The following is a 21493-nucleotide window of genomic DNA, read 5'->3' on the forward strand; positions in this document are numbered from 1 at the left end:
CGCGCGGCGCCGCGCGCAGGGCGGCGAGGTCCATCGGGTCGTAACCGGTCTGCGGCACCACCGAGTCCAGGACCAGCCGTGACACCCGTCCCGGGTGGGCCAGGGCGTACCGTTCGGCGGTGTACGTGCCGTACGAGACACCGTCGAGCGTCATCTTCCGCACGCCCAGCGCCCGGCGGAGCAGTTCGAGGTCGGCGACCGTGTCGCTGGTGCTGTAGAAGCGGCGATCGGGGCCGATGGCGGCGGCGCAGTCCGTCACCGCGCGGGCGGTGGGCGGAGTGAGGTCGGACGATCCCATCTCCTGCTGGAGCTGCGGGCATTGAAGCGCGTTGTCGCCGGTGCCGCGCTGGTCGACCATGACCAGGCGGTAGTCCTTCAGCGCCGGCGCCAGCTTCTGGCTCAGCCGCTCCACGAACGGCACGCCCGGCTGCCCCGGACCGCCGGTGAGGAACAGCAGGACACCCTTCGGGGCCTTGACGTTGTCCGCCGTCGCGACCTTCAGGCCGAGCCGGCCCGGCACGTCACCGCCGTGGTCGAGGGGGACGGTCAGGGTGGCGCAGGTGAAGCCTGTCAGGCCGGGACAGGCGGCGGCCTGGGAGAGTTGCCCGGTCCGCCCGGCCGGCGCCGAGGCCGCCCGGTCCTGCGCCGCCGACGTGCACGTCCCCGACACCGTCAGCATGCCCACGGCTGCCAGCGCGACCGCTCCGCGCGCCATCGGTCTCCGACTGCCCCGCGCCTTCCAGCGCTTGTGCATGTCCCGCACCGCCGTCCCCCTCATTCCCCGCATCGGCGTCTCCGGATGTCCGAACCGACCGTGCCTTGTCGTCGGCCATCCTGGCACCGGAGGATCCGCGGTGTGCCCCGAATCGCCGTTCTCCCGGCGCCGCCGGCCCCCGGCGGGGGGTCCGCTCCCGGCTCGGGGCGTCCGCGGCAGCGCTCCGGCGGGGAGCCGCTAGCGTTTGCCCGGGCCGCCTTCCTCGGCAAGCGACTTGATGCCGCGCAGGGTGGCCTCCATACCGGCGCGCAGTTCCTTCAGCCGGAAGGCGATGATCTCCTCCTCCCGGTCCGGGCGGCGCTCGACGGCGAGAGTGACCCCGCTGCGGCCCGGCCCGATGACGGCAGTCTGCCGCAGCTGCGTGCCCCCGCCCTCGGCCTCGAGTTCGTAGCGCCAGGACGCCATGGGCTCGGCCGGATCCACGGTCGCCTCCCCGAAGCGGCCGTCCGCGTCGGTGACGGCCCAGGCGAACACCCGGGGTTCGTCCAGCTCGATCACATGGGAGACGGTCCGCCACTCGCCGAGCATGGTGTGGCGGTTGTAGCCCTCGAAGCGCGCACCCGCCACGGGCCGGTCCGCGCCGTCGAGCCAGGCGACGCGCTGCAGCTCCGGGCTGAGTCCGGCCGGCAGACGGATGTCCGTCACCAGCTCCCAGACCCGCGGCACGGCCGCCGCCACGTGCACGTCACAGCACACGCTCGGACCGTCGGCAAAGAGCATGTCGTCCCCCTCGGTGTCGGCCTCGCCGATCATTCCACGGGCCTGGTCCACGACGCGAACCGCCGGGTGCCGCCGACGGACCGGGCTCCGGCCGGACCGTCCACGACCGGTACGGGAGGCTGTGCCGGGGGTTTGTCAGCGGCCCTCCTGTGGTTCGAGCACGGGGATCTGCCGAAGAGGCCGCAGGTCCGTCAGGGGAGGGGTTGTGAGCTGCTGCCGCGGGACAGTGCGCGAGTGATGGCTGCTGTGACCGGTCCCGCCACCCCGGTCAACCTGCGATGGCACCGGGACGGACGCCGTCGCTTCCTGCGTCGGCGACGCCTACGGCTCCTTGCCCCACCGTGCGCCGGCCCAGCAGACGCCCACGAAGGCGGTGGCGGCGGCGAGTGCCGTGTAGGCGACGGTGTAGGAACTCGCGGTGGCGAGCGCTCCGGCCACCAGGGCTCCGAGCCCCGTGCCCGCGTCGAAGCCGATGTTCCAGGCGACGCTGACGGACGAGCGCGCCTGTTCGCCCGCGGCGGTGAAGGCGTGAACCAGTGTCAGGTTCTGCAGGCCGCCGTAGGCGACCCCCACGACGAGCATGCCCGCCACGACCAGGACCGGACCGCCCGCACCGAGGCCGCTCGCCGCGCCCGCGCCGATGACGGCGAGGCCCGCGGCGCCGGCCAGCAGCAGCGGGGCGATCGCCGGGGCGGCGCCCCTGCGGTCCGCGACGTGTCCGAACCGCCACCGGCACAGGGCCGCCGTCGCGGTGAACGCGAGCAGCGCCAGGTAGACGGCGGTCGAGTCGGACAGCAGGCTCGGCGTGAAGGTGAGGATGGCGCCGCCGGCCGCGGTGATGACGAGCAGCGCCGCGATCGGCCCGACGAGGACACGGCAGAGTCTGCCCGCATCCCGCCCTTCCATCGGTGCCGCGCTCCCGTCCGCGGTCTCGTGCAGCGCGCGTGCCACCCGCGGCGCGAGCGGGACCGCGAGCAACGGCACGGCCGCGCAGGCGAACACCAGCCAGAACCCGACGCCCTCGGCGAGCCAGGGCGCGATCGGGACGAGCAGACACTGCGGGAGAGCGATGGCCAGCCCGTAGGCGCCGACCGCGCGGCCACGGCGTGCGGGCTCGACGAGCGCGGCCACTCCGGTCGCGCCGCACACGGTGAGGATCCCGAACCCGAGACCCCGCACCGCCGCGAGGGCCGCCACCGCGCCCACCCCGTCGGTGAGGAGGTGCCCCAGAGAGGGGAGCCCGAGCAGGCACGATCCGAGGGCGAGCGTCCCGGCCCAGCCCAGACGCCGGAGCAGACGTCCCACCAGCAACTGGGCGACCACGGTGAACAGCATCAGCACGGTGTTGACCAGCCCGGCACCCAGTTCGTCCGCCCCGCCGTGAAGCGCCCACAGGGGGGAGACCGGCAGCAGCAACGACAGGCCGGCGAAGCCCAATGCGGCCGAGCCGAGCAGTGGCCGCATTCCCGGCGCCCGCCATACGGGCGGAAGCGGGCGCTCCGGGTCGGCGCGGTCGTCGCCTTGTCCGTTCAGCATCCCGCAGATGGTATTCCATTCTTCGTCGGCCCTTCCGTCGCCGGTGACGGGACGCGATGACGGGCCGCGCGGGCCGTCATGTGCAGATGTGATCTACCTCGTGACCCAAGGGGATACCAAAATGCGGACGAGCGCGCCGATCTGAGCATTGACCCTTGTAGCGCGATCCGGTTTGGGATACAAAACTCACCAGCCGTCGGCATCCGCAGCCGGCGCCCATGTGAAGCATCCGCCCGAAGCATCCCGACCCGGCCGGGCCCCCGAAGTGACGGTGGCCGGCCCTCCTCCCGCTCCCAGGAGTCCCGTATGACTGCCCTGGAAAACCGGTCGTCCGTGGAGACCAGCGGCGCCGCCACCAGCTCCGGCCTCTACACCTACGACCTGGCACCCACGAAGAGAGAAGGGCGCCGCTGGGGCGCCTACAACGTCTTCACGCTGTGGGCCAACGACGTGCACAGCCTCGGCAACTACGCCTTCGCCATCGGCTTGTTCGCCCTCGGGCTCAACGTCTGGGGCATTCTGGCGGCCTTCGCGCTCGCCTCCGTGCTGCTCCTTCTCCTGCTGACCCTGTCCGGGTTCATGGGGCACAAGACAGGTGTCCCCTTCCCCGTCATGAGCCGCATCGCGTTCGGCATCAGAGGGGCGAAGATACCGGCCGCGGTCCGGGGCGCCGTCGCCGTCGCCTGGTTCGGCATCCAGACCTATCTGGCCTCCGAGGTGCTGAGCACCCTCCTGGTGGCCATGTTCCCGCGACTGCACCACCTGGACACCAACTCCGTGCTCGGCCAGTCCACGCTCGGCTGGATCACCTTCCTGGCCCTGTGGGGCCTGCAGGTGCTCATCGTGAGCTACGGCATGCAGATGATCCGCCGGTACATGGCCTTCGCCGCGCCCACCACCCTGATCACTATGTGCGCCCTCGCGGTGTGGATGTTCGTCCGCGCGGACGGCTCGATCTCCCTGTCCACCGACGCCCCGCTCACCGGCGGTGCGATGTGGCTCCAGATCCTGCAGTCCGCCGCCCTGTGGGTGGTGATCTACGGGACGTTCGTCCTGAACTTCTGCGACTTCACCCGGTCCGCGCGAAGCCGCGGGTCCATCGTCCGCGGGAACGTGATCGGCATCCCGGTGAACATGCTGTTCTTCGCCTGCATCGCGGCGGTCCTCAGCGGGGCCCAGTTCAAGCTCGACGGGCACGTCATCACCAGCCCCACGGACATCGTCAGGACCATCCCCACCATGATCCTGCTGGCCGCGGCCTCGCTCGCGCTCATCGGCCTCACGGTGGCGGTGAACCTGCTGGCCAACTTCGTGGCGCCGATCTACGCACTGGTCAACCTGTTCCCCCGACGGCTCGACTTCCGCCGGGCGGGCCTGGTCAGCGCCGCGCTCGGCCTGGTGATCACACCCTGGAACCTGTACAACAACCCGGTCGCCGTGAACTACTTCCTCGGTGGGCTCGGCGCCCTTCTCGGCCCGCTCTTCGGCGTGATCATGGCCGACTACTGGCTGCTGCGGAAGTCCCGCGTCAACGTACCCGCGCTCTACACCGAGGACAGGGACGCGGAGTACCACTACCGCCGCGGCTACAACCCGAGGGCCGTCGCCGCCTTCGTCCCCAGCGCCGCGATCGCCGTCGTCGTCGCTCTGGTGCCCCTCTTCCACGCCGCGGCCGGGTTCTCCTGGTTCATCGGAGCCGTCCTCGCCGCCGTCCTGTACGCGGTCGTCGCCGACCGCACCGCGCCCATCCGCGACGTGGACGGCGAGGCCATCGCCGTCGCCGCGGAATAGCCCATCGGAGCAGAAGGCCCACCCATGCGCATCCTCGTGGTCAACGTCAACACCACCCAGTCCATCACCGACGCGATCGGCAAGCAGGCGGCCGGCGCGGCCTCCCCGGGTACCGAGATCGTCCCGCTCACCCCGTCCTTCGGTGCGGAGTCCGTCGAGGGCAACTACGAGAGCTATCTGGCCGCCGTCGCCGTCATGGAGACCGTCCGCGCCCATCCGGAGCCGTTCGACGCGGTGATCCAGGCCGGTTACGGCGAACACGGCCGGGAGGGGCTGCAGGAACTGCTCGACGTCCCCGTCGTCGACATCACCGAGGCGGCGGCGAGCACCGCCCAGTTCCTCGGCCGCCGCTACTCCGTCGTCACCACCCTCGACCGTACGGTCCCGCTGATCGAGGAGCGGCTGGAGGTGGCCGGACTGAGTGCCAGATGCGCCTCCGTGCGTGCCAGCGGCCTCCCCGTGCTCGCGCTGGAACAGGACGAGCAGGCCGCCGTGGACGCCATAGCCGAGCAGGCCGCCCGCGCGGTGACGGACGACCGGGCGGAGGTGATCTGCCTGGGCTGCGGGGGCATGGCCGGACTGGCCGAACGCGTGGTGGCACGCACCGGAGTCCCCGTCGTCGACGGGGTGAGCGCCGCCGTGACGATCGCCGAGTCCCTGGTCCGCCTCGGCCTGTCCACGTCCAAGGTGCGCACGTACGCGAGACCGCGTCCCAAGCAGATCGTCAACTGGCCTCCCAGCACCTCACGGACACGGGTCTCCTGAGCATCCCCGTCCCGTGAGCATCCCCGTCCCACGCCTCTCATCCCACGGGCATCGAGGCCGCCGCCCTGACGCGCAGCGTTTCACTCAGTACGTGCGCTGTACCTCCTTCCCGGCCGCACCAGCCGGTCAAGCCGAGCGGCCGCGGAGTACATGGGGTGGGCCCTCATGTCGCGGGCATCGCCCGTGGGCCAGAGGGAACCCCACAATCGGGAGGCTGGCGGAGGCGTCTTCTCCGTGACGGGAGGCAGGCCATGTCGGGCTCGGGTTGTCCGCAGGAGGCCGTTGCCATGGTCTTGGAGGCCCTCGGCACGGGCGCCTACCTGGCGGACGAGGAGGGCTCCATCGTCGCCGTCAACACGCGCGGCGAACAGCTCCTGGGCCGCTCCGCCTCGGGCCTGGTCGGCCAGGACGCCCATGACCTGCTGCATCGCAGCAGGTGCGGTGAACGCTTGCCGAGGGCCCGGTGCCGGCTCCGGGAGAGCATCCTCGGCGGGCGCACGGAGCAGGGTGGCGGCGAGTGGCTCGAACGCGGCGACGGCACGCTGCTGCCGGTGGCATGGTTGGTCACTCCCTGCGGCATCGGGGTCCGTCCGTCGGCCACGCTCGTCCTCTTCCACTCCACCGGAGGCTCCACGTGGCCCGCCCAGCGGCCACCGGCCGTCGGGCGGCTCTCAGAACTGGAACGGCTCGCGCTGCTCGCCGAGACGACCACCCTGCTGACCTCCACCCTGGACATCCACGAGGCGTTGCGTCACCTGATCAACCTGGTCGTGCCCCGACTCGCCGACTGGGCCGTCATCGACCTGATCGGCGAGCGGGACGAGGTGCGGCGTTTCGCCGTCGCCCATGCCGAGGGCGGCACCGTGGTGTTCCGGGAGGACCTCCAGGGGCCCATGCCACCGGTGCCGCAGGAGTCCTTGATGCCCCTCTCCCGCGCCCTGCGCGGCGTCGCTTCCTCCCTCGCCGGCCCCGAGACCTATCAGGGGCCGCCCGACTCCGGTGTCGCGGTGGAGCAGCGGCGCCTGTTCGAGGCGACCGGCATGCACTCGGCAGTCCTGGTCCCCATCCGCAGCCTGCACGACGTACTGGGAGCCCTCACCCTCGGCCGTGCCGACCAGCCCGAGCGGTTCACGGCGGCTGATATCGCCCTGTTGGAGGACATCGCCCGCCGCGCCGGCCTGGCCCTGGAGAACGCCCGCCTCTACCAGCGACAGCGCAAGGTGGCCGAGACCATGCAGCGTCATCTGCTGCCGAAGCTGCCGCGTGCGCCCGGCCGTGGCATGACCGCCCGCTACCTGCCCGCGCCGGACGCCTCCGAGGTCGGCGGCGACTGGTACGACGCGTTCACCCTGACGGACGGCGCCACCGCCCTCGCCATCGGCGACGTCGTCGGCCACGACCTGGACGCGGCGGCCGGCATGGCCCAGCTGCGCAACATGCTGCGCGCATACGCCCTGTCCCAGCAGAAGCCGCCGAGCAAGATCGTGGAATGGCTCGACCAGGCGACCCCGGACATCGCCGAAGTCTCCATGGCAACGCTGGTCTTCGCCCGCATGACGGAGAACGACGCGGGCCAGTGCGAGCTGTCCTGGACCAATGCGGGCCATCCGCCTCCGCTGCTGGTCACCTACGAGGGCGTGGCCCGCTATCTGACCGACGGCCACGGACTCCTGCTGGGCGTCGCGCCCGACCAGGTCCGTCCCGACGCGACGGTGGAACTGCCGCCCCGGGCAACTCTGGTCTTCTACACCGACGGCCTGATCGAGTCCCCGGGCCACAGCCTGGACGAAGGCCTGGACCGCCTGCGCCGCCATGCCGCATCCTTGGCCCACCGCCCCCTGGAGTCCTTCGCCGACCAGTTGCTGGCACGGGCGCGCCCACCGGACAACGACGACGACGTGGCCCTGCTGGCCGTGCGGCACGGGGTGGGCTCGACGTGAGGAGCCAGCGTGCGTCGAGCCCGCCACCATGGCGCGTGTACCAGATCGACCGACGCTGAATGACGGAGGCCATGTCCATGGCCGCCGACGAGATCGACCCTTCGTGTCTGCGCGGACCTCATCGACCCTTCGTGTCTGCGAGGACCTCACGGCGTCGGCAGGCTGGAGGTCCGGCTGCTTCGTGACGACGGGATCGGACCACGGCGCCTCCTGTACTGCCCGCAGCCGTGAGGGGTCAGCCTGGGCCTGGGCGGCGCACCGGGTGTCGGATACGGCCGGGGGAAAGCCTGACATCCCGGGGACCTGGCCGCACGGGCCACTGCGCGGATCGGCTGCCGCGGTCGGCTGTCAGTGTGCGCGCGGAAGGCTGACCTGGAAGTCCGCGCCGTGGTCGGGTCCGTCGGTGACGGTGAGTGTGCCGCCATGGTGCTGGATGACGTTGCGTGCGATGGCCAGGCCGAGGCCGGCGCCGCCCTCGTCGCGGGCGCGAGCCTCGTCGAGGCGGACGAAGCGTTCGAAGATGTGCTCGCGGTCGACCGGGGCGACGCCGTGGCCGTCGTCGGCCACGCTCAGCACGACCGTGTCCCCCGCTGCCCTGACGGTCACGGTGATCGAGGCGGCTGCGTGCCGCTGGGCGTTGTCGAGCAGGTTGCCGAGCACGCGGGAGAGCTGGGTCCGGCTGCCCTTCACCTCCGGTGCGGTGTCGTCGATGGTGACGGTCGGGGTGATGCGGTCGGTCGCGGCCCGCTGGGCGATGTCCTCGCGGACGAGAGCGGCGAGGTCGACGAGTGTGCCGGTGGGGCGTTCCCCGGCGTCCAGGCGGGCGAGCAGCAGCAGGTCGGCGGCCAGGTGCTGGAGGCGTACGACGTCCTGGTGCAGGTCGGTGGCGTCGAGCAGTTCGGGGTGCTGGGCCGCGACTTCCAACTGGGTGCGCAGGGATGCGATGGGGCTGCGCAGTTCGTGGGAGGCGTCGGCGACGAAGCGGTGCTGGCGTCGGACCGACTGCTCCAGGGCGGCGAGGGTGGCGTTGGTGGTGCGGGCGAGGCGGGCGATCTCGTCGCGTGAGGCGGGCTCGGGTACCCGGCGGGCCAGGTCGCCGCTGCGGGTGATCTCGGCCATCTCGGCGCGGATGCCCTCCACCGGGCGCAGCGCCCTGCGAGTGACGAGCCAGGTGACCGCCGCGACGACGGCGAGCAGGAACGGCAGGCCGGTCAGCATCGCCCGGGTGACCTGGCCCAGGGTGGCCTGTGAGTCCTCCAGCGAGGTGCCGGCGTACACCGTGTAGGTACGGCCGTCGTAGGTGGTTCCCTGGACTGCGGCGAAGGCGTAGTCGTGGGTGCCGTCGCCCAGCTTCACGGGGACGGTCTCGCGGTCCACGTCCGTGCCGACCTTCCCCCGGGCCGGAGTGGCGCCGTAGTGGTGGTCGCTTCCGTGGTCGTCGTTGCCGTGATCGTCGTCGCCGCCGTCGGAGGGGTGGCTCGTCGTGGTGCTGCCGGGAGCCGGGGCGGGGGCGTAGTCCGTGACGGGGCCGCGCCCGCGCAGGTCCTCTCCGGCGGCCAGGATCTTGCCGGCGGAGTCGACGACCTGGACGAGGCGCCCGCCGTCGTCGGGCAGGTCCAGCGAGCCGAAGTTCCCGTTCAGCGCGGCCTGGGAGCCCGCCACCGTACGGGAGGTGACCTCCGACTCCAGGCTCGCCCGGTCGACGAGGTTGTGGCGCAGCACGGCGACGATCGCGACACCGGCGGCGATGAGGGCGACGGACACGACCAGCGTGGCCGCGAGCGCCGCGCGGGCCCGTACCGAGGCGAAGGGCCTAGACATGGCGGCCGCCGTCGGCTTCCAGCCGGTATCCGGCCCCGCGCACGGTGGTGATGGAGCGCCGCCCGAAGGGAACGTCGATCTTGCGGCGCAGCGCGCTGACGTAGACCTCGACGATGTTGGGGTCGCCGTCGTAGGCGAAGTCCCACACATGCTCGAGGATGTCCGCCTTGGACAGGACCTGCCCGGCGTGCAGGGCGAGGTGCTCCAGGACAGCGAACTCCTTCGCGGTCAGCGCGATGTCCAGCCCGGCCCGCTCCACGCGCTTGGCACCCGGGTCGACGGTCAGGTCACCGATGCGGACCTGTGCGCTGCCGGCGCGGGTACGGCGGCGCAGCAGGGCCCGGATACGGGCCTGGAGCACGACGTAGGAGAACGGCTTGGTCAGATAGTCGTCCGCGCCGGTGTCCAGGCCCTCGGCCTCGTCGTACTCGCCGTCCTTAGCGGTGAGCATCAGGATCGGCGTGTCGTCACCGGCCGCCCGCAACTGGGCGCAGATCCGGTAGCCGTTCAGCCCGGGCAGCATGATGTCCAGCACGATCAGGTCGTAGTCCTGCTCCTGCGCCATGTGCAGCCCGGTGACGCCGTCGTGGGCCAGGTCCACGGCGAAACCCTCGGCGGCCAGGCCGCGGGCGACGGCGGTGGCGAGGCGTTTCTCGTCCTCAACAATCAACAGGCGCATGCCCTTGAGGGTCTCAGAACCTGCCTGAAGAGATCTTCAGGTTGCTTCAGCGGGGCTTCAGGATCGTCGGCGCACGGTGGTCCACGTCAGGCCGACACGTCGGCATCCCTGCGGCCTTCGCCGCAGACCGAAGGAAAGGACCACCTCACATGAAGGCCCTCAAGCGCACCCTGGCCGGACGTCGCCGCACTGTCGCCGCGGTGGTCGCCGCCACCGTCGTACTCGGCGGAGCCGGTGCCGCGTCCGCCGTCGCCTTCACCGACGACGACCACGACAGCACGCAGGCCGGCGCGAGCACCACGGCCGGCACGCGCCACGACGACCACGACGATCACAACCGTTCCGGCTCACACGACGATCACAACCGTTCCGGCTCACACGACGATCACAACCGTTCCGGCTCACACGACGACGCCGACGACGGTGCTCTCGCCAAGGGCACCGGGGTCGACCTGAAGCAGGCCGTCGACACGGCCGCCAAGTCCGTCGCGGGCACCGTCACCGAAGTCGAGCTGGACGGGCAGCACAGCAAGGCCGTTTGGAAGGTCCACATCGTCGACGGCAAGGGCGCGGAGTACGAGGTGGCGGTGAACACCGCCGACGGCAGGACCACCACCGACAGGGCCCACCACGGCGAAGACGCGGACGACCACGGCGACGCCGCATTGGCCAAGTCCGCCGGAACGAGCCTGGGCCAGGCCGTGGACAGGGCCCTCGACAAGGTCCCCGGCACCGCCACGGCTGCCGAGTTCGACCACGATCACGGCAGGACGGGCGCCTGGCACGTCGACATCGCCGACAGCCACGGCATCGAGCACGAAGTCGCCGTCGACACGCGCACCGGCAAGGTCACCACCACGCACGCCGCTCGGGGCAACAGGGGCGGGAAGGGCACGGACGACGACCGCGAGCGCGACTGACCTGCCACACGGCAGCGCGGCAGCTTCCACTGCCGTGACCGGCCTGGCGGACCGCAGGTGATCAAAGTCCTGACGGGACGGAGCGGATGTCAGCGATGACCGGTCCACGTGGGCCCTGATGCGCCGCTGCGCCGCGGCGGTGTCCCGGGGCCGCTATCGCGGCCGGCCTCGGGACGGCCGGAGGTGCCGCTCGGCACAGCACCCGCATGGCTGAATGCGCTATAGTCGATCTTGAGCGCGTCGACCGAATTCCGGCCGGTGGGCTGTGCGTTGGTGGTCCAAGGAAAGACGTCCCGCTTCCTGCGGGGAGATGCAGGTGCAAGGCCTGCCCGGCGCTCGATACGAACCCCCGTCTCCGACACCTCGGAGGCGGGGGTTTCGCATGCCCGGGCATCGTTGCGGTGCGGGCTGCTGTTACCCACTTTCGGGTGCCGGCCGGTCGTGGCCGCTGCGGCCTGAGCGCGAAGAGCCATCTCACCGGCGACAGCCGTCCACGATCCCTGACCATCACCTCCCACCCGTTCCGCGATCTGTGCGGCACCGCGGCGGACGTGCGCATCACAGCGATCGACCCCGCATGCCGTGACGCCCCCGACACCACGGTTCTTCGGGCCCTGCCGGCAGGCAGCGGTCCTGGAGCCCCGGAAACGCCGGCGCCTCTTCACGCTGACCGAGGCGTCGAACGGCACTGACACCAACGGCCCACCGATGGGCGGGCAGCGGAGGTGGCTCGGCTCGGCGGCGGCCGCCGACCCCACCGCCGTCATGAGCGCAAGCCCGCGCCTTCCTGGTGTTCGTCGGTCGGGCCGTCAGGGTGTGGAGCGCTGCGTCAGTACCTCCCACTCGTCGTCGGGGCACACGTTCCGGCCCACGTGCACCTTGGTCGTAGCCGTGATCGCCCCGCCGTCGTGCTGTGGCACAGCACGACGGATACCCTGACCTCCCTCAACGGCGTAGCAGGGCAACAGGGGCAGGGCGCGACACGGTGGCGAGCGGCAAGGAACCACGCAGGGCGTTCGACCGTCCCGACGCGTACGGCGGCGGCTTCGCCGCGGCGGCCGAAGCCGTCATCGCCGCCCGGGATGCCGGCCGGGGCCAAGCGCCCTCGTCCGTTGAGTTCCGGGACGCCCCGACAGCGGCTGGGCGTTGAGAACCGACGGCACCCGGCCGCCGGGCGGCGCGTCCCTGCCGGCCCCCACGGACGCGTCCCTGCTCACCCTGCTCGGCCTGAGCCCCCAGGAGGGTGCCGTCTACCAGCTCCTCGTCGACCGGCCCGACAGCGATCCCGCCGCGCTGGCGGGCCGGTCGACGGGGCCGGCCCCCGAGGTGGAGCGCGCCCTCGGCATCCTGGTCGAACGCGGCCTTGCCAGCGCCGACCACAGCGACGACAGCGCCCCGCGCTATCGCGCCGCCTCGCCGGTGCTCGCCCTCGGTCCGCTCCTGGAATCCCGCCGCTCCGCCCTGCACCGCGTCGAGTCGCTGGTCGCGGATCTCGCCGAGCGGCACCGCTCCGCCCGGGCCCATGCCGCGGGTGCGCCCATCGAGGTGCTGTCGGGCGCCGCGGCGATCCGGCGCAGGCTGCTGTCGATGCAGAACCAGGCCGTCGGTGAGGTGTGCACCATGTTGCCGCCGCGACGGGTGCCCGCGGTGCTCACCTTCGTGGAGAACCACGACGAGGTCGAGCACGAGATGGCCCGGCGCGGGGTCGTCATGCGCAGCGTCATCGAGCGCGACTGGCTCAAGCATCCCGAGACCGCCACCGCGTTGGCCACCTACGTGGCCGAGGGCCAGCACATCGTCGTCGCCGACAAGGTGCCCATCAAGCTGATCATCGTCGACCGGCGCATCGCCCTGCTGCCCCTCGACCCGGAGCGCGAGGGCGAACCCATGGCGCTCGTCGTGCACCGCACGGGGCTGCTCACCGCGCTCGGCTCGCTCTTCGACGAGTACTTCGAGAAGGGCTGGCGGCTGGGCGCCTCCGTCCCCGGCCCCGGTCCGGGCGATCCCGGTCAGGCGCGACTCGAACCCGTCGATCGGCAGATCGTCGCCCTGCTGCACGTCGGCCTCACCGACGCGGCCATCGCCCGCCAGCTCGGCATGGGCCACCGCACCGTCCAGCGCCGCCTGCACGCCCTCATGGCGGAGGTCGGCGCCGCCACCCGCTTCCAGCTGGGCTGGCACGCCGCCCGGTCCGGCTGGCTGGACGAGACACCCACGAACCAGCCGGAATCCCACCGGAGTTGAGGCGCGTTTACGCCAAGGCATATTCGCGCCGGGGCCGATCCCTTGTACGCGGATGGGACCGTGCCGAAGCATCGAGGCCACCGCTGCCCGTGGGGCCCTGCACCCGCGCATCAGTGCGAGTTCACGTATCCGTACACAATGGAGAGGGTTCCCGTGTTCCCCACGAGACCAAGAGAACTCCGCCGGGTCCTGGCCACCACAGTGGTCGTCGCGGCCACCGGAGCGTCGCTGCTGTCCACACCCGCCTGGGCCGAGGACGAGGTACCGCAGCCCGCGAGCGTCACCGCCGACCAGGTGCCGGTCGCACCCGCCATGACCGAGGGCCTCGACACCGCCGCTCGCACGGGGACACCCGCCGAGGCGGCCCGCGCGCACCTCAAGGCCCATCAGGACAGGTACAAGGTCCCGGTCTCCGACCTGAAGACGCTCAAGACCACCAAGGTCGGCAAGCAGTCCTCGGTCCGCTTCCAGCAGAAGCACGACGGGGTACCGGTCTTCGGAGCCGAGTACGCGGTGCAGACCGAGCCGGCCGACGGCGGCCAGAAGGTCCTCTCCGCCACCGGCACCCTCTACACCGACCTCACCGTCTCCACCACCCCGAAGGTCACCGAGGCCACCGCGAAGCAGCGGATGTTCTCGCTGGACTCACACATGGGCACCATCAAGGGCGCGCAGACCGCCGAGCACGGCCTCGTCGTCCTGCCCAACTCCCATGGTGGCACTCTGACCTGGCACTTCACCGTGACCGGCGCCCGCGCCGACGGCAGTCCGGTGCGCCAGGAGGTGTACGTCGACGCGAACGTCGGCGGCATCGCCCTGTCGTACAACAACGTCGACGCGGCCGACTCCACGCCCGTGACGGGCACCGGCGTGCGCGTCGACGGCAGCGAGGCGAAGCTGAACGCCGATCAGGAGGCGGACGGCTCGTACACCCTGGTCGATTCCACCCGCGACATGTTCGCGCGGACCGGCGGCCAGATACGCACCTACGACGCGCAGCGAAAGAACTACACGCTCGTCGCGGGCGGTCCGGTCACCGACGACGTCCCGTTGGTGAAGTCCTCGACCGACCGTTTCGACGGCGCGAACACCACCTCCGGCGCCGTCGACGCCCACGTCAACGCCGCCAAGGTCTACGAGTACCTCAAGGACCAGCTCGGCCGTGACGGCATCGACGGCAAGGGCGGCAGCATCTACTCCGTCGTCAACGTCGCCAGCAACGGCAAGGACTACGCCAACGCCTTCTGGGACGGCTCCAAGATGGTGTACGGCCACATGAACGGCGTGCCGCTGTCGGTGGGCCTGGACGTGGTCGGCCACGAGATGACGCACGGCGTCACCGAGCACGCCGCCGGGCTCGTCTACCTCAACCAGTCGGGCGCCCTCAACGAGGCGATATCCGACTACTTCGGCAACGCCATGGAGACCGCCGACAAGGGCATCGCCATGAGCGATCCCACGTCCGGACTCGTCGGCGAGTACCTGTGCAACGGCACCAAGCCGCTCGAGAACTGTGCCCTGCGTGACCTGAACGACGGCCGCAGCGCGCAGAAGGACTACATTCCCGTCACGCTCGACTACGACAACGGCGGAGTGCACACCAACTCCACCATCGTCGGCGGCGCGCTGTGGGACATGCGCAAGAACATCGACACCAAGCTCGCCGACCAGATCATCTACCGGGCCGCGGAGAACTACCTCACTCCGCTGTCGGGCTTCACCGACATGCGCAACGCGGTCACTCTCGCGGCGAAGTCGATGAAGGTCTCCACGACCGACATGGCCGCGATCAACAAGGCCTTCGACGGCCACGGCATCCAGCAGGGCTGGGAGCAGAAGGGCGGCACGCACGACGGCGCCACGATCAGCGCCGACATCCTGCCCGCCTACGAGGTCTACGGCGGCGTCGACGAGCAGGCCGCCCAGGTCAACGGCGACGTCTACGCCATCAGCCACGGCGACGCGGTCGCCTGGGACCAGGGCAGTGCCGCGTTCGGCATCACCGTCGGCCGGTTCAGCAAGCAGAGCGGTGACTCAGATCACGAACTCGCCCAGAAGGGCGCCTACCTGATCGATCCGTACCTCGACAACGACCGCGTCGTCTTCACCCGGATCACCGCCGACGGCGTCGGCGTCTACCAGGCCGGCGACAAGGGCCAGGGGGAGATCAAGAAGCTGGTCGACGAGCCGGGTGCGGACGAGACCGAGCCGGTCACCGAGAACGGCGCCCTCGCCTACATCCGCACCACTCCTGACGGCGAGCAGGACGTCATGCTCCGCAAGGCCGACGGGACCACGGTCAATGTGACGCCCGAGCCCGGCACCAAGGCGTCCCACCTCGCCATGAAGAACGGCACGATCGCCTGGGCCGGCGGAGACGGGACGTACCTCTACATCCACAACATCGCCACCGGCACGACGCAGAACAAGCGGATCGGCGGCTTCCTGTTCAATTACATCTCGGACATCCAGCTCACCTCGGACCGCGTCTTCTACCGCGTGACGAACGGCTTCCTGATCCCCGGCACCACGCTGGGCTCGACGCCGGCCAGCGACGTGAACCAGATGGCGAACCTGCGTTATCCGTCGGGCCTCTACGTCGCCCAGTTCTCCGTGAACGACAACTACCTGGCGTACTCGACGTACACCATCTGGGGCGCCCTCGGCGCCTGGGACGGTCCCCCCAAGACGAAGGTCGCCAAGACCTCCGACGTGCTGGCCGGCCTGAACGACTTCAGCCGCGTCTCCTGCTCATCCGGCTCGCAGCTGGCCCCGTCCCTCGGTGACGGCCAGCGCGTCGTCTGGCTGGACACCACCGCCGCCGCGACGGACGTCGTGACGCGCGAGACGTTCGCGGGCACCTGCGCCTAGCCCCCACGGCACTACGGCACCGGAGGCGGCCGCCCGTTCGACGGGTGGCCGCCTGCGTCGTGCCGGTCGAACGGCACAGGGTCGCGGAGCGAGGACTCGCCCGTGGGGTGCTCGTCGCATGCGGGCCGGGCGGGCGCCTGACCGCTGCCGCGTCGGCCCGTGCGCACGGGGCGGCCCAGGACGACTCCGAACAGGACGAGTACCAGCCCGCAGAGTTGCTGGGCCGTCAGCACTTCTCCGGCGACTGCCGTGCCGAGCAGCACACCCGTGACGGGGTTGAGCAGTCCGATCAGCCCCACCGTCCCCGCGGGCAGGTGCCGCAGTCCGGTGAACCAGGCGGTGAAGGCGACAGCGGTGGCGACCAGGGCGACGTAGCCGAAGGCAAGGAGCGCCGGTGTGTGGAGCGCGGGCGGAGGGCCCTCCACGGCCGCGGCGACCGGCAGCAGGAACAGACCCCCGGCGGTGAGCTGCCAGGCGGTCGAGGCGAGCACGTCGGCACCGGCGCTCCACCGCTTGGCCAGGATGTGGCCGAAGGACGACACGAGCATGGCCGCGGCCGAGGCGAGGACTCCCGGCACGCTCACCCCGGCGACCCCGGTGAGCAGCATGAGACAGACCCCGGCGAGCCCGATCGCGGCGCCGGCCAGGTGCGAGACGCCGGGCCGCTCGGACACGAGGGCCCAGGCGATGAGCATCATCGCCAGCGGGGACACGGCCATCACGGTCGAGGCGACGCTCGTCGCCAGCAGCTGGGAGGCGGCATAGACGAGCACGAAGAACACGCTCACGTTGAGCAGCCCGAGCACCGCGGACCGCCACCACCACGCGCCGCGTGGCCGCTGCCTGCACAGGCCCAGCAGGACGAGGCCGGCGGGCAGCGCCCGCAGGGCGGCCCCGAAGAGCGGGCGGTGCGCCGGCAGGTACTCGTGTGTGACGAAGTAGTTGGTGCCCCAGGCCACCGGCGCGACCGCGGTCAGTGCCACCCAGCGAAAATCGGCTTCCATGGAAGGTAATATAGCTTCCATGGAAGCTACTATGGTGTCCATGGACGATCCGCAATCGCTGGACCGCGTGGCCCGCATCCAGGCCGACTGGCGCCGCGAACGACCCGACGTCGACATCACTCCGCAAGGAGTCATCGGCCGACTGCACCGCCTTGCCGGCCAGCTCACCGAGGAGCTCTGCCTCGTCTACGGCCGCTACGGTCTCAGCGAGGGGGAGTTCGACGTCCTCTGCGCACTGCGCCGAGCCGGTGAGCCCTACGAGCGGGCACCCGGCGAGCTCGCGGCGCACACCATGGTCACCACCGGTGCGATGACGAAGAGAGTGGACCGTCTTGAGAAGGCCGGGCTCGTCACCCGCCGCCGTTCCGACGGCGACCAGCGCGGCCGGATCGTGGCCCTCACCGGTCCCGGACGCGAACTGATCGACCGCGCGTTCACCGACCACATGCGCAACGAACGCCGGCTGCTGGATCTGCTGACCCCCACCGAGGCCGAGGCACTCGAGACGCTGCTCACCACCTGGCTCTCACGCATGGCCGACCCACGCCCTTCCGGCAGCGAGTGACCCGCCGCCCCCGGGGTGCGACCAGAACATGGAAAAGGCCCGCTGGACGGACTCCCCCAACGGGAAAGCCGCCCAGCGGACCGGTCAGGACGTGATCAGCGCACGGCGTACGCGTCGAACACGGTCTGGACGACGGAGTTGCCGCCTGCGTCCGTCAGTTCGGTCTTCAGCGTGACCGGCTTGCCGGCCGCGCCCGCGTGGTTCACGGTCGCGGTCCAGTGGCCGTCACTCTGCGAGGTGGTGCCCTCGGTCCAGGTCTCGCCACCGTCGTAGGAGTACGAGACCTTGGCGGCGACCAGCTTGCCGGGCGTGTAGCCCGCGTGACCGGTGACGCTCAGGCCGATCGTCTGACCGTCCTTCGCCGGAAGGGTCTTGAGCCCGTCCGTGTCCAGGTCGTAGCCCGGGAAGAGCAGTGGAATGCCCTGGGAGTAGGCGTTCTCGTCCCGGTGCGAGCGGAACTTCCAGACCGTCTGGGTGCGGGTGGACCGCTTCCACACGGCGGCGGGCGAGCCGAACTTCATGGTGTCCATGGTGAGTTCGTACGCGGCGTCCTCGGCCGGGACGGTGAACACCCCGGACGGCCACCCGGTCTCGCCGATCACCTTGCCGCCGCTGGTGAGCTTCATGCTGCCGATGTCCCCGAAGGAGCCCTGGATGCCCATGTGCTCGGTGTCGCCCCAGAAGGCGGGTGCCACGCCGATGAGGTTGTCCTGCCGTTCGGCGGCCAGTTGAGGCTTGCCGTCGGCGTCGCGCGGCGCGGTCGGGGCCGGGATGCCCCGGTACCAGCTCTCCGCCCGCTTCGAGCCCCCGGTGTACGTGCGCGCCTGGTCGGCCATGGCCTCGCCCCAGGGGAAGCTGGAGGAGAGGTAGCGCGTCCACGCGGTGTCGCCCGCCGAGTAGTACTCGGTGCGCTTGCTGGGAACGGCGACGGAGTCGCTGGCGGCGGAGAACACCCCGCCGTACGGCCGGCCCATGACCATCGTGTCGACGTAGTCCGTCGCGACGCCCATCGCCTCGTAGGCCGAGGTGACCGTGCCGAGCTTCCTGTCCTGCACCCGGTAGGTGCGGTCCGAGGTGATCGGGCCGGTCTCGGGGAAGGCGAGGTTGTAGACGAACGGGCTGACGGCGGTGGCCTTCCAGCGGAGCGTCACCGGTCCCTCGGCCAGCGCGGCCTTCAGTGCGGCGGCCTCGTCCGCCTCGATGCCGAGCGAGGGCAGCGGCGCCTGGCCGAAGCCGATCGAGGGCTGCCAGGGGCCCGCAGCCGGGCGGTGGGCGAGAACCGCCTTCGCGCCCGCGGCCTTCGCGTTTCGCGCCAGGTTGTACAGGTAGCCGTCGTCGCCGGCCTCGACCAGCGCGATCTTCCCGGCGACACCCGCGGCCCGCAGTTCCTCGGGGGTGCCGGTGCCCGCGTCGACCAGCGCGGCCTCGCCCGCCCCGTCGAGGTTGACGGAACCGGTGCTCGCCGTCCTCGGGTGGAGTGCGGCACCGCCGACGACCGACAACTGCTCGATCTGCGGGGCGTACATGCGCCAGAAGCCGGTGAACTCGAAGTCGCCGTCGCGCGCCTTGCCCTGCACGTCCGCCAGGTAGGTCCGCACGCTCCGGTTGCCGGTGATGGAGCCGGAGTGGAGCCAGGTCCCGTCCCAGGTACGGCCGAAGGACAGGGTCGTGGAGCGGCTCTCGGAGGCGCGGTCCGCGGTCTCCACCTGGAGCCGGTGCGCCTTGCGGGCGTCGAGCACCAGAGTGGTGTCCTTGGCGACGTCGACCTGGGGCCGGGCGAGGTAGCCGACGGACTCGGCCATGCGGCCTGTGGCGTCCGCGGCGTCCGGCGTGATGACGAAGCCGGAGACGAAGTACGCGCCGGGGCGCACCCGGTAGACCTGGTCGGCGGCGCCGTCGTTGAAGCGGCGCTCGCCGCTGGAGGTGTCGGTGCCGATGACGTCCAGCGAGGAGGAGCCCGTGGCGGGCTTGCCGGCGCGGTCGATCAGTTTGACGCGCAGGGTGACGGTCTCCGGCTCGACGTACAGGGAGAACGGGGTGGAGACCTTCACACCGCCGGGTCCGGTGGCCAGTACGCGCCCGGTGACGTCGCCGTACTGGGCGGCCTTCAGGTTCGCGGCCGGGTCGATCCGCAGCGGGACCTTCACGGTGGCCCCGGCCGGGACGGTGACGGTGTTCTCGTCGAGCGCGGCGACCGGCGAGCGGACCTCGGAGCCGTCGTTGCCGGTGACGCCCTGGACCTTCAGCGACAGCTTCACCGACTCGGTGCCGGAGTTGGTGTAGGGGAGGTCGACGGTGGTGCGGTCGCTCCTGTCCTGCGGCCATGCGAAGGTGCCGGCCTGGACGGCGGGGGCGCCGACCACCGTGGTGTCGATCGCGGCCTTCACATCGAGCCGGCCGGCGCCGGACGCGCGGACGTCGCCGGGGATGTCGCTCTTCGCGGACGACACCAGAGCGGTCTTGACCTGCTGGGCGGTCCAGTCCGGGTGTCGCTGCTTCACGAGCGCGGCGGCGCCCGCCACGTGCGGGGTGGCCATAGACGTACCGGACATCGACCGGTAGGCGTAGATGCCCCGGCCGCCCGCGGCCGCGGCGGAGATGTCGACGCCGGGTGCGGCGATCTCCGGCTTGAGGGTGTGCGCGCCGATCACGGGTCCGAGGCTGGAGAACCAGGCGGTGGAGTCGTCGCGGTCGACGGCGCCGACGGTCAGCACGCTCGGGGCGCAGCCGGGCGAGGAGACGGTGTTGAGGCTCGGGCCGGAGTTGCCTGCCGCGACGACGAACAACGTGTCCTTGCTCTGGGCGAGTTTCTCGGCGGCGACGCTCATCGGGTCGGTGCAGTCGGTCGGCTCCGGGCTGCCCAGGCTCATGGAGACGACATCGGCCTTCTGGTCGACAGCCCACTGCATTCCGGCGATGATCCAGGACTCGGCGCCGTAGCCGCCATCGTTGAGGACCTTGCCGTTGAGCAGTTCGGTGTCGGGGGCGACGCCCTTCTTCCTGCCGTCGCTCGCGGCACCGGAGCCGCCGACGGTGGAGATGGTGTGGGTGCCGTGGCCCTGCCGGTCGTCGGTGGTGCTGGAGTCGGTGAAGTTCTCCGAGGCGGCGATCCGGCCCTTGAGGTCGGGGTGTTCGGCGTCGGCTCCGGTGTCGAGGACGGCGACCTTGGTGCCCTTGCCGGTGTACCCGGCCGCCCAGGCGAGGTCGGCGCCGATCTGCTTGGTGGACCGGTCCAGGGTGGCCTGGACCTTGCGGTCGAGCCAGAGCTTCTTCAGACCGGAGGCGGAGCGCGAACGGGTGTTGGTCACGTCCGCCCAGAAGTCGGCGGCCTTCGCCTTGTCGGTCTTGAGCGCGACGCCGTCGACGGCGTCCAGCACCGGGCCGCGCTTCGCGCCGCGCGGGGTGACGGGCGCGGTGCGGCCCGCGGCCTCGCCGTAGACGGCGATCAGCGGCAGCGCGGTGGTGTGCGCGTCGTCGTAGCCCTGGCGGATGAGCCCCGTGACGTTGAAGAGCTCCTCGTCGACCTTGCCCGCGGCCAGCGCCCGAGCGGCGGTGTCGGGGTAGACGTAGAGGTCCTTGCCGGACTGACGGGTCTGCAGGAGGGGCTCGGAGCCGTCCTCGCGCGGCAGTGCGGTGACCGACGCGGCCCCCGAATCGTCCGTGCGGACCAGGACCTTGTCTCCGGTGACCAGGGTGACGGTGACCGGTCGTCCTGCGTTGGCGCCGGCCGCGCTGCCGGTCAGTGGTCTCTTCGCGGTCGGCTCGTCCTGCGGCGAGGCCGCGGACGGTGCGATCGCGGTGACGGCCAGGACGGCGGCGGTGGCCGCCCCCAGCGCCGGACGCGATATCGGACGCATCGCTC

Annotated in this window: 14 protein-coding genes; 7 read left to right on the forward strand and 7 right to left on the reverse strand. The window is 71.3% G+C overall.

The window, feature by feature from the left end; all coding sequences use genetic code 11:
- The 3 genes from BZY54_RS30575 to BZY54_RS30585 all read right to left on the reverse strand — a co-directional run.
- On the reverse strand, positions 1–715 hold a 715-nt coding region (locus BZY54_RS30575), incomplete at its 3' end, for an alpha/beta fold hydrolase (protein ID WP_208640822.1).
- A gap of 237 nt (positions 716–952) precedes the next feature.
- The gene (locus tag BZY54_RS30580) at positions 953–1546 is read right to left on the reverse strand and encodes an SRPBCC family protein (RefSeq protein WP_244217418.1); all 594 of its coding nucleotides are present in this window, start codon (positions 1544–1546) and stop codon (positions 953–955) included.
- Positions 1547–1816: 270 nt separating this feature from the next.
- Positions 1817–3031: an MFS transporter gene (locus tag BZY54_RS30585; protein ID WP_208640823.1), complete on the reverse strand. Its 1215-nt coding sequence runs from the start codon at positions 3029–3031 to the stop codon at positions 1817–1819.
- Positions 3032–3337: 306 nt separating this feature from the next.
- Here BZY54_RS30585 and BZY54_RS30590 point away from each other — a divergent pair, with 306 nt between their 5' ends.
- The 3 genes from BZY54_RS30590 (at position 3338) to BZY54_RS30600 (ending at position 7527) form a co-directional block, all read left to right on the forward strand.
- Complete coding sequence (locus BZY54_RS30590) at positions 3338–4822, forward strand: NCS1 family nucleobase:cation symporter-1 (protein ID WP_086728570.1); 1485 nt, start codon at positions 3338–3340, stop codon at positions 4820–4822.
- Positions 4823–4846: 24 nt separating this feature from the next.
- Complete coding sequence (locus tag BZY54_RS30595; protein WP_086728571.1) at positions 4847–5587, forward strand: aspartate/glutamate racemase family protein; 741 nt, start codon at positions 4847–4849, stop codon at positions 5585–5587.
- A 251-nt stretch (positions 5588–5838) separates the two neighbouring features.
- The gene (locus BZY54_RS30600; protein WP_086728572.1) at positions 5839–7527 is read left to right on the forward strand and encodes a SpoIIE family protein phosphatase; all 1689 of its coding nucleotides are present in this window, start codon (positions 5839–5841) and stop codon (positions 7525–7527) included.
- Positions 7528–7875: 348 nt separating this feature from the next.
- Here the strand turns inward: BZY54_RS30600 and BZY54_RS30605 are convergent, their stop codons facing one another.
- Positions 7876–9348, reverse strand: a complete 1473-nt coding sequence (locus tag BZY54_RS30605) for a sensor histidine kinase (protein WP_086728573.1) — start codon at positions 9346–9348, stop codon at positions 7876–7878.
- Positions 9341–10027 carry a response regulator transcription factor gene (locus BZY54_RS30610; protein WP_086728574.1) on the reverse strand — a complete coding sequence of 229 codons (687 nt, stop codon included), beginning with the start codon at positions 10025–10027 and terminating at the stop codon, positions 9341–9343. The genes BZY54_RS30605 and BZY54_RS30610 overlap by 8 nt, the downstream gene beginning before the upstream one ends.
- A gap of 149 nt (positions 10028–10176) precedes the next feature.
- Here BZY54_RS30610 and BZY54_RS30615 point away from each other — a divergent pair, with 149 nt between their 5' ends.
- The 3 genes from BZY54_RS30615 (at position 10177) to BZY54_RS30625 (ending at position 16062) form a co-directional block, all read left to right on the forward strand.
- On the forward strand, positions 10177–10947 hold the full coding sequence (locus BZY54_RS30615) for a PepSY domain-containing protein (protein ID WP_086728575.1): 771 nt from the start codon (positions 10177–10179) through the stop codon (positions 10945–10947).
- 1146 nt (positions 10948–12093) lie between these two features.
- Complete coding sequence (locus tag BZY54_RS30620; protein WP_086728576.1) at positions 12094–13191, forward strand: helix-turn-helix domain-containing protein; 1098 nt, start codon at positions 12094–12096, stop codon at positions 13189–13191.
- Positions 13192–13344: 153 nt separating this feature from the next.
- On the forward strand, positions 13345–16062 hold the full coding sequence (locus tag BZY54_RS30625) for a M4 family metallopeptidase (RefSeq protein WP_158103933.1): 2718 nt from the start codon (positions 13345–13347) through the stop codon (positions 16060–16062).
- Between the two features lie 11 nt (positions 16063–16073).
- Here BZY54_RS30625 and BZY54_RS30630 read toward each other — a convergent pair whose 3' ends face one another.
- Complete coding sequence (locus BZY54_RS30630; protein ID WP_167414100.1) at positions 16074–17066, reverse strand: EamA family transporter; 993 nt, start codon at positions 17064–17066, stop codon at positions 16074–16076.
- Positions 17067–17097: 31 nt separating this feature from the next.
- Here BZY54_RS30630 and BZY54_RS30635 point away from each other — a divergent pair, with 31 nt between their 5' ends.
- Complete coding sequence (locus BZY54_RS30635; protein ID WP_425276332.1) at positions 17098–17631, forward strand: MarR family winged helix-turn-helix transcriptional regulator; 534 nt, start codon at positions 17098–17100, stop codon at positions 17629–17631.
- A 95-nt stretch (positions 17632–17726) separates the two neighbouring features.
- On the opposite strand, the gene BZY54_RS30640 is transcribed toward BZY54_RS30635, so the two are convergent.
- On the reverse strand, positions 17727–21488 hold the full coding sequence (locus BZY54_RS30640; RefSeq protein WP_086728578.1) for a S8 family peptidase: 3762 nt from the start codon (positions 21486–21488) through the stop codon (positions 17727–17729).
- Positions 21489–21493: the final 5 nt, after the last annotated feature.

The sequence above is a fragment of the Streptomyces carpinensis genome (assembly GCF_002154505.1).
GTDB classification, from domain to species: Bacteria; Actinomycetota; Actinomycetes; order Streptomycetales; family Streptomycetaceae; genus Streptomyces; species Streptomyces carpinensis.

Bases quoted from the DNA above. Each gene is read 5' to 3' on its own strand.
- BZY54_RS30585 (WP_208640823.1), bottom strand. From the start codon at position 3,031: ATGCTGAACGGACAAGGCGACGACCGCGCCGACCCGGAGCGCCCGCTT.
- BZY54_RS30640 (WP_086728578.1), bottom strand. From the start codon at position 21,488: ATGCGTCCGATATCGCGTCCGGCGCTGGGGGCGGCCACCGCCGCCGTC.
- BZY54_RS30610 (WP_086728574.1), bottom strand. From the start codon at position 10,027: ATGCGCCTGTTGATTGTTGAGGACGAGAAACGCCTCGCCACCGCCGTC.
- BZY54_RS30590 (WP_086728570.1), top strand. From the start codon at position 3,338: ATGACTGCCCTGGAAAACCGGTCGTCCGTGGAGACCAGCGGCGCCGCC.
- BZY54_RS30600 (WP_086728572.1), top strand. From the start codon at position 5,839: ATGTCGGGCTCGGGTTGTCCGCAGGAGGCCGTTGCCATGGTCTTGGAG.
- BZY54_RS30630 (WP_167414100.1), bottom strand. From the start codon at position 17,066: ATGGAAGCCGATTTTCGCTGGGTGGCACTGACCGCGGTCGCGCCGGTG.
- BZY54_RS30605 (WP_086728573.1), bottom strand. From the start codon at position 9,348: ATGTCTAGGCCCTTCGCCTCGGTACGGGCCCGCGCGGCGCTCGCGGCC.
- BZY54_RS30595 (WP_086728571.1), top strand. From the start codon at position 4,847: ATGCGCATCCTCGTGGTCAACGTCAACACCACCCAGTCCATCACCGAC.
- BZY54_RS30635 (WP_425276332.1), top strand. From the start codon at position 17,098: ATGGTGTCCATGGACGATCCGCAATCGCTGGACCGCGTGGCCCGCATC.
- BZY54_RS30615 (WP_086728575.1), top strand. From the start codon at position 10,177: ATGAAGGCCCTCAAGCGCACCCTGGCCGGACGTCGCCGCACTGTCGCC.